This is a genomic window from Pseudomonas sp. TE12234, from assembly GCF_054061835.1.
The window spans coordinates 52,171-66,020 of record NZ_JBSSEP010000027.1; the positions used below are offsets into that span (position 1 = coordinate 52,171).

General features: G+C 59.9%; 12 protein-coding genes. 3 read left to right on the forward strand and 9 right to left on the reverse strand.

The genetic code is table 11. The annotated features are described in order from the left end of the window. Nucleotides 1-54 precede the first annotated feature (54 nt). Complete coding sequence (plsB, locus tag ACVWYU_RS28735; RefSeq protein WP_457374295.1) at nt 55-2,547, reverse strand: glycerol-3-phosphate 1-O-acyltransferase PlsB; 2,493 nt, start codon at nt 2,545-2,547, stop codon at nt 55-57. Nucleotides 2,548-2,780: 233 nt separating this feature from the next. On the opposite strand from plsB, the gene ACVWYU_RS28740 reads away from it, so the two are divergent. After that, the gene (locus ACVWYU_RS28740) at nt 2,781-2,990 is read left to right on the forward strand and encodes a cold shock domain-containing protein (RefSeq protein WP_019647794.1); all 210 of its coding nucleotides are present in this window, start codon (nt 2,781-2,783) and stop codon (nt 2,988-2,990) included. Nucleotides 2,991-3,133: 143 nt separating this feature from the next. Here the strand turns inward: ACVWYU_RS28740 and ACVWYU_RS28745 are convergent, their stop codons facing one another. From ACVWYU_RS28745 to ACVWYU_RS28760, 4 genes are all read right to left on the reverse strand, one after another. Continuing rightward, on the reverse strand, nt 3,134-3,511 hold the full coding sequence (locus ACVWYU_RS28745) for a hypothetical protein (protein ID WP_020799880.1): 378 nt from the start codon (nt 3,509-3,511) through the stop codon (nt 3,134-3,136). Nucleotides 3,512-3,591: 80 nt separating this feature from the next. Next, nucleotides 3,592-4,401 (reverse strand): putative RNA methyltransferase, encoded by an 810-nt coding sequence (locus ACVWYU_RS28750; protein WP_457374296.1) that lies wholly within the window; start codon nt 4,399-4,401, stop codon nt 3,592-3,594. Beyond that, entirely contained in the window at nt 4,401-5,552 is a 1,152-nt protein-coding gene (gene dapE / locus ACVWYU_RS28755) for a succinyl-diaminopimelate desuccinylase (RefSeq protein WP_090316901.1), read from the reverse strand. The genes ACVWYU_RS28750 and dapE overlap by 1 nt, the downstream gene beginning before the upstream one ends. A 220-nt stretch (nt 5,553-5,772) precedes the next feature. Continuing rightward, nucleotides 5,773-8,364 carry a glycosyltransferase gene (locus tag ACVWYU_RS28760; RefSeq protein WP_457374297.1) on the reverse strand — a complete coding sequence of 864 codons (2,592 nt, stop codon included), beginning with the start codon at nt 8,362-8,364 and terminating at the stop codon, nt 5,773-5,775. 224 nt (nt 8,365-8,588) lie between these two features. Between ACVWYU_RS28760 and tcdA the strand changes: the two genes are divergently transcribed. Further along, the gene (gene tcdA, locus ACVWYU_RS28765; RefSeq protein ID WP_457374298.1) at nt 8,589-9,401 is read left to right on the forward strand and encodes a tRNA cyclic N6-threonylcarbamoyladenosine(37) synthase TcdA; all 813 of its coding nucleotides are present in this window, start codon (nt 8,589-8,591) and stop codon (nt 9,399-9,401) included. A 19-nt stretch (nt 9,402-9,420) separates the two neighbouring features. Here tcdA and ACVWYU_RS28770 read toward each other — a convergent pair whose 3' ends face one another. The 4 genes from ACVWYU_RS28770 to ACVWYU_RS28785 all read right to left on the reverse strand — a co-directional run bounded on the left by ACVWYU_RS28770 (nt 9,421) and on the right by ACVWYU_RS28785 (nt 12,619). Beyond that, nucleotides 9,421-9,825, reverse strand: a complete 405-nt coding sequence (locus tag ACVWYU_RS28770) for a SufE family protein (RefSeq protein WP_457374299.1) — start codon at nt 9,823-9,825, stop codon at nt 9,421-9,423. Next, the gene (locus ACVWYU_RS28775; protein ID WP_457374300.1) at nt 9,822-11,027 is read right to left on the reverse strand and encodes an aminotransferase class V-fold PLP-dependent enzyme; all 1,206 of its coding nucleotides are present in this window, start codon (nt 11,025-11,027) and stop codon (nt 9,822-9,824) included. The genes ACVWYU_RS28770 and ACVWYU_RS28775 overlap by 4 nt, the downstream gene beginning before the upstream one ends. 162 nt (nt 11,028-11,189) lie before the next feature. Next, nucleotides 11,190-12,224, reverse strand: a complete 1,035-nt coding sequence (gene dapD / locus ACVWYU_RS28780) for a 2,3,4,5-tetrahydropyridine-2,6-dicarboxylate N-succinyltransferase (RefSeq protein ID WP_090316911.1) — start codon at nt 12,222-12,224, stop codon at nt 11,190-11,192. Between the two features lie 32 nt (nt 12,225-12,256). Further along, nucleotides 12,257-12,619 carry an ArsC family reductase gene (locus ACVWYU_RS28785; RefSeq protein WP_008057297.1) on the reverse strand — a complete coding sequence of 121 codons (363 nt, stop codon included), beginning with the start codon at nt 12,617-12,619 and terminating at the stop codon, nt 12,257-12,259. Between the two features lie 744 nt (nt 12,620-13,363). Between ACVWYU_RS28785 and ACVWYU_RS28790 the strand changes: the two genes are divergently transcribed. After that, nucleotides 13,364-13,789 (forward strand): hemerythrin domain-containing protein, encoded by a 426-nt coding sequence (locus ACVWYU_RS28790; protein WP_457374301.1) that lies wholly within the window; start codon nt 13,364-13,366, stop codon nt 13,787-13,789. Nucleotides 13,790-13,850 lie beyond the last annotated feature (61 nt).

The following is a 13,850-nucleotide window of genomic DNA, read 5'->3' on the forward strand; positions in this document are numbered from 1 at the left end:
ACAGCGAAAGTGCGGTCATTTAGATGAGAAGCTTCCTTGCTTCTGCGATCCGGGTCAGCGCGGCGTTGCCAGCTCTGCTGCATCTTCACTGCGATGCAAGGCCACCTGACGGATCGACAAACGAATCTCCGCTGGCAACACCCGTTTGGCCGCACCTTCGGCCAGTTCGCCGAGCAATTCGTGATAGCCCAGCTTGCCGGCTGCATCGCGTTTGAGCACGTCGAGGTCGAGCAGGGTCTGGATGAAGTGGCGGAACAGGCTTTTGTCGAAGAATTCCGGAGCGTTCAGGCCATGCAGGATCGACAGGCGCTGGGCCATGACCGTGCACAGGTCTTCCAGTTCTTCGGCGCTGATGCTGTTCTGCCCGCTGTTGAGCAGCAGGGAAACGGTCATGTAGAAGCGCTGCAGGGTCTGGGCGATGCTTTTTGACAGCAGCGTCAGCAGCACGAAATGACGTGAGCTCGGTGCCGGGCGCAGGTATACGCCGTTCTCGAAGCGCAGCAGGCCCTGCTCGACGAAGGCCTCGAGCCATTGATCGATCACTGCATCGAGTTCGTCCAGCGACCAGCGTATGAACAGCTCCGCTTGCAGGTACGGATACAGCGCGCGGGTGTAGCGAAGGATCTGTTCGCGGTTCATGCGCGAGGCGCTCTGGAAGAAACTCGCCAGCAGCGCCGGCAGCGCGAAAATGTGCAGCACGTTGTTGCGGTAATAGGTCATCAGGACAGCGTTCTGCTCGTCCAGATACAGGATCTTGCCCAAGGCATCGCTCTGCTCGGACAGCAAGTCCATGTCCTTGACATGCTCTATCAGCGCGCGGCCGTCGCCTTCCGGCAACGTGGTGTGCGGTGAGTACGGGACTTTACGCAGCAGCGCCAGATACAGGTCGAGCACCCGCGCCATGGCGCGATCGTCCAGCGCCAGGCGGCTGGTGGACAGCAGTGCCAGAGCGACCAGGTTGACCGGGTTGATCGCGGCAGCTTCGTTCAGATGTTGCGCGACTTTCTCGCCGAGACGGTTGGTGGTTTCGTTGAGCCAGGCCGGTTTGAACTGCGGGCCAAGCTCCTGTTTACGCCAGCCCGGCTGTTCGCTATCGAGGAACTCCGCCAGTTTGATCGGCTCGCCAAAGTTCACCGCCACCTGGCCGAAGCGCTGCTTGAGCGCGCCGATGACTTTGAAAATGTCGAAGATCGATTCTTTCTTCTTGCTCGCGCCGCGCAATTCGCCGAGGTAGGTCCGGCCTTCCAGTACGCGTTCGTAGCCGATGTACACCGGTATGAACACGATGGGCATGCGCGACGAACGCAGGAAGCTGCGCAAGGTGATCGCGAGCATCCCGGTTTTCGGTTGCAGCATGCGCCCGGTGCGTGAGCGCCCGCCTTCGACGAAGTACTCCACCGGGAACCCCTTGGTGAACAGGGTGTGCAGGTATTCGTTGAACACCGAGGTGTACAGCGGGTTGCCCTTGAAGGTACGGCGCATGAAAAACGCACCGCCACGCCGCAGCAGGCCGCCGATGATCGGCATGTTGAGGTTGATCCCGGCGGCAATGTGCGGCGGGGTCAGGCCGTTGCGAAACAGCAGATAGGAGAGCAGCAGGTAGTCGATGTGGCTGCGGTGGCACGGCACATAGATCACTTCGTGACCCTGGGCGACTTTCTGCACACCTTCGATGTGATTGACCTTGATGCCGTCGTAGATCTTGTTCCAGAACCAGCTCAGTACCACTTCCAGGAAGCGGATCGCTGTGTAGGTGTAGTCCGAGGCGATCTCGTTGCCATAGCGCAGGGCCTGAGCCTTGGCTTTTTCCAGTGAGATGTTTTCGCGCTCGGCCTCTTCGATGATCGCCTGTTTGACCAGTGGCTGGTTGAGCAAGCCCTTGACCAGATTGCGGCGGTGGGAAATGTCCGGGCCGATCACGGCGGCTTTCAGGTTGCGAAAGTGCACCCGCAGGATGCGCTGGGCCATGCGCACGGTGCGCTCGTGGCCCTTGTTGTGGTCGATCAGTTCGCGCAGGTGGATCGGCGCGGAGAACTGCACGCGGGTCTTGCGCCCCAGCACGATGATGCTGAGCAAGCGACGCAGGCGCCCGGTGACGGCCCAGCTGTCGGCGAACAGGAGTTTCCACGGACTGGATTCGCTGTCCGGCGACTGACCCCAGAACACGCTGACCGGAATGATCTGTGCGTCTTCGGCCGCGTTCTGGCTCAAGGCGCTGACCAGGCGGGTCAAGGTGGGCGGCGCGCCGCGCTTGTCCTGGCGGCCGAGCCAGTCGGGGTCCGGCGTCAGGTAGAAGAACGCGGCCGGTTCCAGCAGATTGCCCACCGAGACCGGCAGCACCGGGCGCGGCAGGCCAGCCTTGGTGCATTCGGTGTCGACCACGGCGAGGTCGGTCAGCGAAGGATTTTGCAGGACGTAGAACACCGGGCGACTGCGGTCGAGGTCAAGGGTGAACGACGACTGGTTGATCGTCTCCGAGCGAACCCAGAGGTACAAAAGTCGGCGCAGGGTGCCAAACACAAGACGGCGGAGGGGGGAACGGGTCATACGGCTTCTGCGTGAGTGAATAAAACCAAGCAAATGCTCGGGCGGTCGATAGTGTGCCGGATTCGCTGAAAATCGGCAAAAAAGCGGCTAAGTAAAGTGAGTTGAGAGTTTTTACGGCTGTCATATACTCGGCGAGCCCGCGCTGGCCAGACAGTGGCACGACCAGTGCAAGCAATGTTCTCGAGGCTTTCCTGCGAAAAGCCCGATCAATAATAAAAAAGGAGTATGAACAGATGGCAACACGTGAAACCGGCAACGTGAAGTGGTTCAACGACGCCAAGGGCTACGGTTTTATCCAGCGCGCGGACGGGGTGGACGTGTTCGTGCACTACCGGGCCATTCGTGGTGAGGGGCATCGCTCGCTGACCGAAGGCCAGCAGGTTGAATATGCGGTGGTGGAAGGGCAGAAGGGTTTGCAGGCTGAGGATGTGGTGGGGTTGTAAGCACATTCATCGGACCAGAAAAAACACTGTGGGAGCGAGCCTGCTCGCGAAGATCTCAAGGAAGCCGCGCTTTCCGGAATTGGCGCGTTATCGTTGACGACCATCGCGAGCAAGCTCGCTCCTACCGGTGCGATGTTCAGGCTTTAAGCGGTCTTCCAGGTGATTTCTTCTTCACCGTCGGCACTGATGCGAATCCAGCGATCGGCCGTCTCCTCACCTTCCTCCTCGACCCAGCTCCCCGGTGCGCAACGCACTTCGACGTTCAGCGCGGCAAAGGCGGCGCGTGCACAGGCGATGTCGTCTTCCCACGGCGTCTGGTCGCTTTCCAGGTACAGGCTGTTCCATTTTCCTACGGCTTTCGGCAACCAGGTCACCGGCACGTTACCGGCCTTGCACTTGTAGGTCTGGCCTTTCTGAACCCAGTCGGTGCACGGGCCCAAGGCGGCGCCGAGCCAGGCGGAGATGGCCTTGTGGTCGACGTCGGCGTCTTTCAGGTAAATCTCGATATCGGGTTGGCGCATGGATGTCCTCACTGCGGTCTGAAAAATCCATTCGCGGATTTAGCCGGCCTTGGGGGATCGCCCAAGGCCAAAATTGAAAGTTATTGAAGAACGAAATAATCGTAGCGCATCGACACGGTGACCTCGAACGGCTCGGCCTGCTCGATCACCGCGGCGCGGCGCTCGGCACTGGCGCGCCAACCATGGGGCGTCATGGCCAGCAGGTTGGCACGATCCTGACCGCAGGTGAGCGTCAGTCGGAATTCCAGGGTTTCACTGTGCGCCAGCACCATGCCTTCCGGCACCAGGTCCAGATGCTTGTCGTCAATGTATTCGCGGACTTCGTCATACAGCCGCTCGCGCAATTCCATCAGGTGGCCGCTGGTCGGTCCGACTTTCATCAGTCCACCGCCAGGGCTGAGCAGGCGTTTGGCTTCCTGCCAGTCCAGCGGGCTGAAGACGCTGGCCAGGAACTGGCAACTGCCAGAGGCCAGGGGGACGCGGGCCATGCTGGCGATCAACCAGGTCAGTTGCGGATTGCGTTTGCAGGCGCGTTTGACCGCTTCCCGGGAAATGTCCAGCGCGTAACCGTCGGCGTCCGGCAAGGCATCGGCGATCTGCGCGGTGTAGTAACCCTCGCCACAACCGATGTCCAGCCAGCGCTGCGGCGCATACCCGGCCGCCAGCTCCGCCAGGCGCCTGGCCACCGGCGCGTAGTGCCCAGCGTTCAGAAAGTCGCGGCGGGCTTCGACCATCGCCTGGTTGTCCCCGGGATCGCGGCTGTTCTTGTGCTGCACCGGCAGCAGGTTCAGGTAACCCTGGCGTGCTCGGTCGAAACGATGCCCGGCGGGGCAGGCCACGCCGTTGTCCACCGCGTTGAGCGGTTCGCTGCATATCGGGCAGGCCAGCATCAGGCGAGCAACTTGATCAGGGTCTGGTAATAGATTTCGGTCAGCACGTCGAGATCAGCCGCCAGAACCCGTTCGTTGACCTGGTGGATGGTCGCGTTGACTGGCCCCAGCTCAACCACTTGCGTGCCCAGGGTGGCGATGAAGCGCCCGTCGGAGGTGCCGCCGCTGGTGGACGCCTTGGTCTCGCGACCGGTGATGTCCTTGATGCTGGACGAGACTGCGTCGAGCAGCGCGCCCGGCTCGGTGAGGAATGGCAGGCCGGACAGTGCCCAGTCGATGTGCCAGTCCAGACCGTGTTTGTCGAGGATGTCGGCCACGCGTTTTTGCAGGCCTTCGACGGTCGACTCGGTAGAGAAGCGGAAGTTGAACACCGCTACCAGGTCGCCAGGGATGACGTTGGTCGCACCGGTGCCGGAGTTGACGTTGGAAATCTGGAAACTGGTCGGCGGGAAGAAGTCGTTGCCGTGATCCCAGTGCTCGGCGGCCAGTTCGGCCAGGGCCGGGGCAGCGAGGTGGATCGGGTTCTTCGCCAGATGCGGATAGGCGACATGGCCCTGCAGGCCGCGGACGGTCAGCTTGGCGCCAAGGGAGCCGCGACGGCCGTTCTTGACCACGTCACCGACCAGGGTGGTGCTCGACGGCTCGCCGACGATGCACCAGTCCAGACGCTCCTTGCGCGCGGCCAGGCGCTCGACCACGGCTTTGGTGCCATGGTGCGCCGGGCCTTCTTCGTCACTGGTGATCAGGAACGCGACCTTGCCCTTGTGATCCGGGTAGTCGGCGACGAAACGTTCGGCGGCCACGGTCATGGCGGCGAGGCTGCCTTTCATGTCCGCCGCGCCACGGCCGCAGAGCATGCCGTGTTCGTCGATCACCGCGTTGAACGGGTCGATCTGCCAGGCGGTCACAGGGCCGGTCGGTACGACGTCGGTGTGACCGGCAAAGCACAGTACGGGACCGTCGTGATTACCGTGGGTAGCCCAGAAGTTATCCACATCCTCGATGCGCATCGGCTCGAGCGCAAAACCGGCATCGCCCAGGCGCTGCATCATCTGCTTCTGGCAATCGGCGTCGACCGGCGTCACGGATGGACGACGGATCAGGTCGATGGCGAGTTGAAGGGTCGGCGAAAGGTCGGCGTGGGCCGTCATGTGAAAACTCCGGAAAACTTGAATATGGGCAAGGGCCAATGTGGGAGCGAGCCTGCTCGCGATGGCGGCGTGTCAGTCAACATAATATGTGATTGTTACATCGTCATCGCGAGCAGGCTCCCTCCCACAGGGATTCGTATTGCGCCAAGCCCTGCAAAATGGCGGTTATCTTAAAGCAAAACGGCGACCATAGGCCGCCGTTTAGTGCATCCGCGAAGATTTAGACCGCAGGTGCCGTTGCCGTCTCGGCCACGGGTTTTGGCAGCGACGACAGGAACGCCATGATCAGCGCCGCCAGGTAAGGCAGCGATTGCACCAGCAACATGGTGACCCAGAAGCGCATGTCATTGCTCGGCATGCCATTGACCAGGAAGATCCCCAGCGCCGCGCCCCATAGCAGCAGCATGATGAACACCTCTTCGCGAGCTTCCGAAATCGCCACCCAGAAGCCGTGGTTGTCGGCATTTTTCGGGGTGCGGAAGAACGGAATGCTGCTGGTGAAGAAACCGTACAGCACCGCTTTGGCGATGGTGTGCGACAACGCCAGTCCGGCCAGGGCCGCGCAGAACGCGTCTTTCAGGTTCACGCCCACCGCACGGCGGTAGAGGAAGATGATCTTGCCGACCTTGAACACGAACAGTGCCAGAGGCGGGATTGCGAAGATCAGCAGCGGCGGATCGACCCGTTGCGGCACGATGATCATCGCCGCCGACCACAGCAGTGCACCAACGGTGAAGAAGATGTTCATGCCGTCCGCCACCCACGGCAACCAGCCCGCGAGGAAGTGATAACGCTGGCCGCGGGTCAGTTGGGTGTCCTTGCCGCGCAGCAGGCTGGCGGTGTGGCGCTTGATGATCTGAATGGCACCGTAGGCCCAGCGGAACCGCTGTTTCTTGAAGTCGATAAAGGTATCGGGCATCAGGCCCTTGCCGTAACTGTCGTGGTAGTACGCCGCCGACAGACCTCTTTCGAACACCCGCAGACCCAGCTCGGCGTCCTCACAGATGCACCAGTCGGCCCAGCCCAGTTCTTCGAGCACCGAGCGACGGGTCATGGTCATGGTGCCGTGCTGGATGATCGCGTCACGGTCGTTGCGGGTGACCATGCCGATGTGGAAGAAGCCTTTGTATTCCGCGTAGCAGAGCTTCTTGAAGGTGCTTTCGTTCTGGTCGCGATAGTCCTGTGGCGATTGCACCACGGCGATTTTCGGATCGGCGAAGTGCGGCACCATGTGCTTGAGCCAGTTCGGATGCACACAATAGTCCGAGTCGATGACTGCGATGACTTCGGCGTCCTTGGCGGTATGCGGAATCAGGTAGTTCAGCGCACCGCCCTTGAAGCCGGCCAATGGCGCGACGTGGAAAAACTTGAAGCGCGGGCCGAGGGTTTCGCAGTAGTCACGCACCGGTTCCCAGACCGCCGGGTCCTTGGTGTTGTTGTCGATAATCAGGACTTCGAAGTCCGGATAGTCAAGGTTGGCCAGGGCATCGAGGGTCTGTTTGACCATCTCGGGCGGCTCGTTGTAGCACGGCACGTGAATTGACACTTTGGGGCGGTAGCTCGAATCACCGACCACCGGCAGGAATTCCCGGCGGCGCTTGTGAGTCCACACCGCCTCGGCCAGTTCATGTGCCTCGGTGAGCAGCACGATAAACACCCCGAGCGCACCAAGGGCGAGCAGGAAGCCCACCGTCAGGCTGAACCAGGTGCTGTATTGCTGGCTGTAGTCATAACCGATCCATACCAGCACTGAACCGCAGAGGAACGCGATAAACGTCAGGAAGGTACGACCACGTTGGCGCAGGGCCGAGCCGTCGATCATCAGCAGGGTCAGCGACAGCAGTGCGAGCACCACCGAGCCAATAGCCAGTACGCGCCATTGCGGAATGGCGACTACCGGGCCTTCGAAGTTGAATTTCTGCTGGCGCGCGGCATTGAACACGCCCCAATACGCACCCACCGAACCTTCGTCGCTGGCCTTCCACGGCTGGTCAAAGGCCTCGATCACGAAGTAGTTGAAGCCCTGGCGGTTGAGTTTATTGACCAGGTTGCGCAAGTAGATCGCCTGGTCTGCCGGCGACGCGTCGGCGCCCCCGCGCATGCGGCCGTTGCTCGGCCAGCCGACTTCAGACAGCAACAGCGGTTTTTTCGGGAACAGCTTTTTCAGGTCGCGGGCGCGGTCCAGAACGAACTGCTGAGCCTTGTCCACCGGGATAAATTCCCAGTAAGGAAGAACGTGCGCGGCGATCAGGTCGACGTGCTTGGCCAGTTCCGGGTGTTCTTCCCAGACGTGCCACTGCTCGGACGTGGTGACCGGCACCTTCACGGCGGCGCGAACGCGGTCCAGCAGTACGCTGAGTTCCTGGGCGGTAATTTCCTTACGGAAAATCGCCTCGTTGCCTACAACCACACGCACGACGCTGCGCGAAGTGTTGGCCAGCTCGATGGCCCGGGCGATTTCTCGCTCGTTACGCTCCTGGTCCGGGCTGATCCAGATCCCCAGGGTCACCCGCAGGCCGAACTCTTCCGCGAGCTTGGGGATGTCCTCCAGCGTGCCGTCGACCGAGTAAATACGGATGTTGTCCGTCAGCTTGCTCATGATCTCCAGATCACGTCGCATCTGGTCGTCAGTGGGGTACTGGTCCTTCTGTGGGAATTGGCCCTGCTGGAACGGCGAATACGAGAAGCCGGAAATCTGTTCAGGCCAGTTGGGAGCGGTGACCGGGCGATTGATCAGCGCCCAGAAGCCGGTAAACAAGGCGGCGATGGCGAGCACCACCACCAGATTGAGTCCAAATTTACGCGATGACATAGCTATTTCGGGTTCCAAAGGCTGTGGAACGAAGGAACGGTTGGCTACCGCCAAGGGGCGCGCATCCTACACCGGCGATTCACTGACCGTACAGCGGACAGGGAAATGCCCGACATTGGGCAATGTGCTTTCACATAAGTTCTTACACTTGTAGCTTGAAAGTTAAATCTTATTAGAAGGCCGGACACCCTCTATAATGCGCGCCGGTTTTTGGGGTAATGGTCATGAGTACAGAAGATCCGCGGTTTGCTGGTATCGCCCGTTTGTATGGCGTCGAGGGCCTTGAGCGCCTGCGCGCGGCCCATGTGGCGATCGTCGGCGTCGGAGGTGTCGGTTCCTGGGCGGCGGAAGCCATGGCCCGTAGCGGCGTGGGCGAGATTTCGCTGTTCGACCTGGACGACGTTTGCATCAGCAATGCCAACCGTCAGTTGCATGCGCTGGACAGCACCGTTGGCAAGCCCAAGGTCGAGGTGATGGCCGAGCGCCTGCGCGGTATCAACCCGGACTGTACCGTGCACGCGGTGGCGGATTTCGTCACCCGCGAGACCATGGCCGAGTACATCACGCCGAACATCGACTGCGTGATCGATTGCATCGACAGCGTCAATGCGAAGGCGGCGCTGATCGCCTGGTGCAAGCGCCGCAAGATCCAGATCATCACCACCGGCGGCGCGGGCGGGCAGATTGATCCGACATTGATCCAGGTCTGTGACCTCAACCGCACCTTCAACGACCCATTGGCCTCGAAAGTGCGCTCAACCCTGCGCCGAGATTATGGCTTCTCGCGCACCGTGACCCGCCATTACAGCGTGCCCTGCGTGTTTTCCACCGAGCAGCTGCGCTACCCGAAACCGGACGGCAGCATTTGCCTGCAGAAGAGTTTTGTCGGTGACGGCGTGAAGCTCGACTGCGCCGGCGGGTTTGGCGCGGTGATGATGGTGACGGCGACGTTCGGCATGGTCGCGGCGACCAAGGCTGTGGACAAGATCGTGGCGGGGGTGCGGCGGCCGGCGGATCGGGTCAAACCTGAGGTTTGATGGTTGTTGCTGATGGCTATTAACCTGCCAAGTCACGCATCCGCTGCAAAACAGCATTCAAACCATTGCTACGGGACTGGGACAACTGGCGACCGAGCCCCAGCTGATTGAACCAGTCCGGCAAATCCACCTGTTGCAACTCAAGCGCCGACAAGCCGTTGACTCGCGCCAGCAGCAACGCCACCAATCCGCGAATCAACCGCGCATCGCTGTTGGCGCTGAACTGCCAATGACCATCGCGCAGCTCGCCCACCAGCCATACCTGGCTTTCACAGCCATGCACGCGGTTGGTCTCGACTTTATCCTCATCGCTCAACGCCGGCAGGCGTTCGCCCCATTGCATCAACAGGCGTGCCCGTTGTTCCCAGCCGGGCGCATTCTGAAAGGCTTGCAGGGCGGTCACGGCATCGTCGGGCAAACTCATCGCAGCAACTCCAGTGCCTGGTCCAGGGCTTCAAAGAAGCGCTCAAGGTCTTCAGAGTCATTGTATAACCCCAGCGACACCCTAATCGCCCCGGCCAGTTGAAGGCTTTTGAGCAACGGCATGGCGCAGTGATGGCCGGCGCGAACGGCGATCCCTTGCTCGCTCAGCAAGTGGGCCAGATCGGCGTTATGCACACCCTCGACGGTAAAACTGGCCAGTGCCACTTGCGGTGTACCCAGCAGGCGGATGCCGTTGCGCGCCTCAAGGCCTTTGATCAGATAGTCATGCAGTGCCGCTTCATGGGCGGACACGGCGTCCTGATCAAGCCCGGCGAGGTAATCCAGAGTCGCGCCCAGACCGATCACACTGGCAATGGGCGGTGTGCCCGCCTCAAATCCCAGCGGTGCAGGGCGAAAGCGTGCGTCGTGGTAGTTGGCGTCCAGCACCATCTCGCCGCCGAACTGCCAGGGCTGAAGCTGTTTCAGAGCTTCATGGCGTCCAAACAGCACGCCCAGGCCATCGGGGCCATAGAGCTTGTGGCTGGAAAACACATAGAAGTCGCAACCCAGTGTCTGGACGTCATGTCGACCATGGACCACGCCTTGGGCACCGTCGATCACAGTCAATGCATTGTGCGCCTTGGCCATCGCCAACAATGCGGGCAGCGGTTGCCAGGCGCCGAGCACGTTGGACAATTGGCTGACCGCCAACAGGCGTGTGTGCGGGCCGATCAATTGCGCCGCGGCTTCGAGGTCTATCAGACCGTCGGCGTTCAGCGGCAGGATCACCAGTTTCAATGCGCGACGCTTCGCCAGTTGCTGCCATGGCAGCAGGTTGGCGTGATGCTCCAGGGCGCTGATGACAATTTCATCGCCCGGGTTGAATACGTGTTCCAGGCCATAGGCCAGGAGATTCAGCGCAGACGTCGCGCCGTGGGTGAAGATAATCTGCCCGCTGTCACCGGCATTGAGCCACTGGGCGACTTTGCTGCGGCTGTCCTCGAACGCCTGGGTAGCGTGAGCACCTGGCAGGTGTTGCGCCCGATGCACGTTGGCCGCGCCATTGGCGTAGTAATGCGTGAGGGCATCGAGCAGGGCTTGAGGTTTTTGCGTGGTGGCGGCGTTGTCCAGATAGGTCTGGTCTTGCCGTTGCAGCGCGGCGATGGCCGGAAAGTCGGCGCGCCAGGGGGAGGGAATCATCATGCTTTTGAGCCCTGTTGAACTTGGGCGGGCGTACGCCAGACCCCTGTAGGAGCGAGCCTGCTCGCGATGATCGAGTGGATGACACGGGCTATCTGATGCCCCGCGTTATCGTTGACGTCCATCGCGAGCAGGCTCGCTCCTACAGGTGAGCTTGTGTGACGCTTAGTTGTGAGCGTGCAGCGCTTCGTTCAGTTCGATCGCCGATTTGTGGGTTTTGCACTCCACGGCACCGGTTTCCGAATTGCGACGGAACAGCAGGTCAGGCTGACCGGCCAGTTCACGGGCCTTGACCACTTTGACCAACTGGTTTTTCTCGTCCAGCAGCGCCACTTTGGTGCCAGCGGTCACGTACAGGCCCGATTCAACGGTGTTGCGGTCGCCCAGCGGGATACCGATACCGGCGTTGGCGCCGATCAGGCAGCCTTCGCCCACCTTGATCACGATGTTGCCGCCGCCCGACAGGGTGCCCATGGTCGAGCAGCCGCCGCCCAGGTCAGAGCCTTTGCCGACGAACACGCCGGCCGATACACGGCCTTCGATCATGCCCGGGCCTTCGGTGCCAGCGTTGAAGTTGACGAAACCTTCGTGCATCACGGTGGTGCCTTCACCAACATAAGCGCCCAGGCGCAGACGTGCCGCGTCAGCGATACGCACGCCGGCCGGTACGACGTAGTCGGTCATTTTCGGGAACTTGTCTACCGAGAACACTTCGAGCAATTCGCCACGCAGGCGGGCTTCCAGTTGATGCTCGGCCAGTTCGGCCAGGTCGATCGCACCCTGGCTGGTCCATGCCACGTTTGGCAGCAGCGGGAACACGCCGGCCAGGTTCAGGCCGTGCGGCTTGACCAGACGATGGGACAGCAGGTGCAGCTTGAGGTAAGCCTCAGGTGTGGAAGTCAGTTGAGCGTCTTCGGCCAGAATGGTCGCGACCAACGGCTTGTGGCTCTCGGCCAGACGGGTCAGCAGGGCGGCCTGGGCAGCGTCGACCGCTTTGACCGCTTCAGCCAGTTGCGAAGCCTGTGCGGTGGTGAAGGCGATGGCCTGGTTGCCTTCGGTGTAGCCCAGAATCGGGGCAATGGCAGCGATCAGTTCGGCGGACGGATTGAGCAATGGCTGCGCGTAAAACACTTCCAGCCATGCGCCTTGACGGTTTTGAGTGCCTACACCAAAGGCCAGGCTGAACGGGGTAGTGGACATGTTGATACCTCTAGCAAATTGGAACGGGCTGCTTACTTGAGTGCTGCCGCGTAGATATCTGGCTTGAAGCCAATCAGGGTTCGGTCACCGAGATCGAGCACCGGGCGCTTGATCATCGAAGGTTGTGCGAGCATCAGCTCGATGGCTTTCGACTGGTCGAGATCGGCTTTGCGTTCGTCGTCGAGCTTGCGAAAGGTCGTGCCTGCACGGTTCAACACCACTTCCCAGCCGTGCTCGTTGCACCATTGGGTCAGGTGTTCACGGTCGATACCGACCGCCTTGTAATCATGGAAGTCATAGCTGACAGCGTGTTCATCAAGCCAGGTGCGCGCCTTTTTCATGGTGTCGCAGGCTTTGATGCCGAAAAGGTGCAACGTTTTACTTGAAACGGTCAAGGAATCGCCCCCTTTACAGGTGCCGGAAATGAAAGGTCCGGGATTATGCCATGGAAGCGCAAATCCTGTGGAAGCGAGCTTGCTCGCGATGGTGGCTTAACATTCAACATTGATGATGGCTGATCCGGCGCTATCGCGAGCAAGCTCGGCTTCTACAGGGTTTGGGGTGATAGCGGTGATTGCTGCGTGCGACATTGGTGCAAACGTCAGTGCACAGTCTAAGCGGCTAATGTGGCACTTCAATGCTGTCGATCGCCCGGAAATCCAGCGTTATGCAGACCGCCTACACCGTTCGGATCATGCTCATATTGATCGGCATTTCACGTCTGATCGGACGGGCGATCTCACTCGCCCGGTGAGTCGGCAGGCATGTGAGAGCGACCCCTCAGATAAGCATACGGTTCATGCCTCTTGAGCCGTGCCGACTGGATCAAGCTCATGGTCGCCGGTCGATGGTGCGTCGATGATGGGTGCTGCTTTTTCCTCTCATATTCGCAGGCGGCCATCCAGCAAATTAAATAGTGCATATGAACATTCACTTGATATTTTAATTTGTTCCAAGGGCGGCAAATTTCCCGGGGTGAGAGCTCTTCGCTCGCCTATACTAAATAGGTTAAATAGTATTAGTCGACGCGTGCTGCAAGGTGTTGGAAATTATGGAAATTTAAAGGCGTGGGTATCAAATGAGGTTGCTTGTTAAAAATATTTTTCTGTGATGGTTTGGTGTCGTGACGAGGATTTGATATGAACGTCTTGTTGAAAGAACTTCAGGCCTATCATCATGAAGTGGCTATAAAAATTACTCAGATCAATGAGTTGCTGAGGCAGCTGAGACATGGTTCCAATGACTGCAGCCCGTTGTTCAAGATGTTGGAAGCCTTGCATGGTGATGCAGAGCGACACCACCATGAAAATGAAGAACTTATTCGACTGGCCTTGCTAGCGACTGATGCACCGATCCACCAGCGGGTCAAGGATATTGAGCGAGATCATCAGGCGTTTGGGCGCATTGCTGGACAGCTGAAGATGTTGGAGGACACAACTCAGGAAACGAGAGTGATTGCTGACACTATCGATGACTTCATCAAAAAATATTACGATCATATGGACGCGGAGGAAAATATTTTCTTTCCGGTCCCTCCGTGTCAGGCTACCTGTCGCCCTTGTTGATTGACTCAACTAATCAAGAGGGCGAAGGTGCATAACAATGTCCAAAATGGGCAAACGCTAC

Excerpts from the sequence above, each read along its gene's own strand:
- plsB (WP_457374295.1), bottom strand. The coding sequence starts at position 2,547 with ATGACCCGTTCCCCCCTCCGCCGTCTTGTGTTTGGCACCCTGCGCCGA.
- ACVWYU_RS28740 (WP_019647794.1), top strand. The coding sequence starts at position 2,781 with ATGGCAACACGTGAAACCGGCAACGTGAAGTGGTTCAACGACGCCAAG.
- ACVWYU_RS28745 (WP_020799880.1), bottom strand. The coding sequence starts at position 3,511 with ATGCGCCAACCCGATATCGAGATTTACCTGAAAGACGCCGACGTCGAC.
- ACVWYU_RS28750 (WP_457374296.1), bottom strand. The coding sequence starts at position 4,401 with ATGCTGGCCTGCCCGATATGCAGCGAACCGCTCAACGCGGTGGACAAC.
- dapE (WP_090316901.1), bottom strand. The coding sequence starts at position 5,552 with ATGACGGCCCACGCCGACCTTTCGCCGACCCTTCAACTCGCCATCGAC.
- ACVWYU_RS28760 (WP_457374297.1), bottom strand. The coding sequence starts at position 8,364 with ATGTCATCGCGTAAATTTGGACTCAATCTGGTGGTGGTGCTCGCCATC.
- tcdA (WP_457374298.1), top strand. The coding sequence starts at position 8,589 with ATGAGTACAGAAGATCCGCGGTTTGCTGGTATCGCCCGTTTGTATGGC.
- ACVWYU_RS28770 (WP_457374299.1), bottom strand. The coding sequence starts at position 9,825 with ATGAGTTTGCCCGACGATGCCGTGACCGCCCTGCAAGCCTTTCAGAAT.
- ACVWYU_RS28775 (WP_457374300.1), bottom strand. The coding sequence starts at position 11,027 with ATGATGATTCCCTCCCCCTGGCGCGCCGACTTTCCGGCCATCGCCGCG.
- dapD (WP_090316911.1), bottom strand. The coding sequence starts at position 12,224 with ATGTCCACTACCCCGTTCAGCCTGGCCTTTGGTGTAGGCACTCAAAAC.
- ACVWYU_RS28790 (WP_457374301.1), top strand. The coding sequence starts at position 13,364 with ATGAACGTCTTGTTGAAAGAACTTCAGGCCTATCATCATGAAGTGGCT.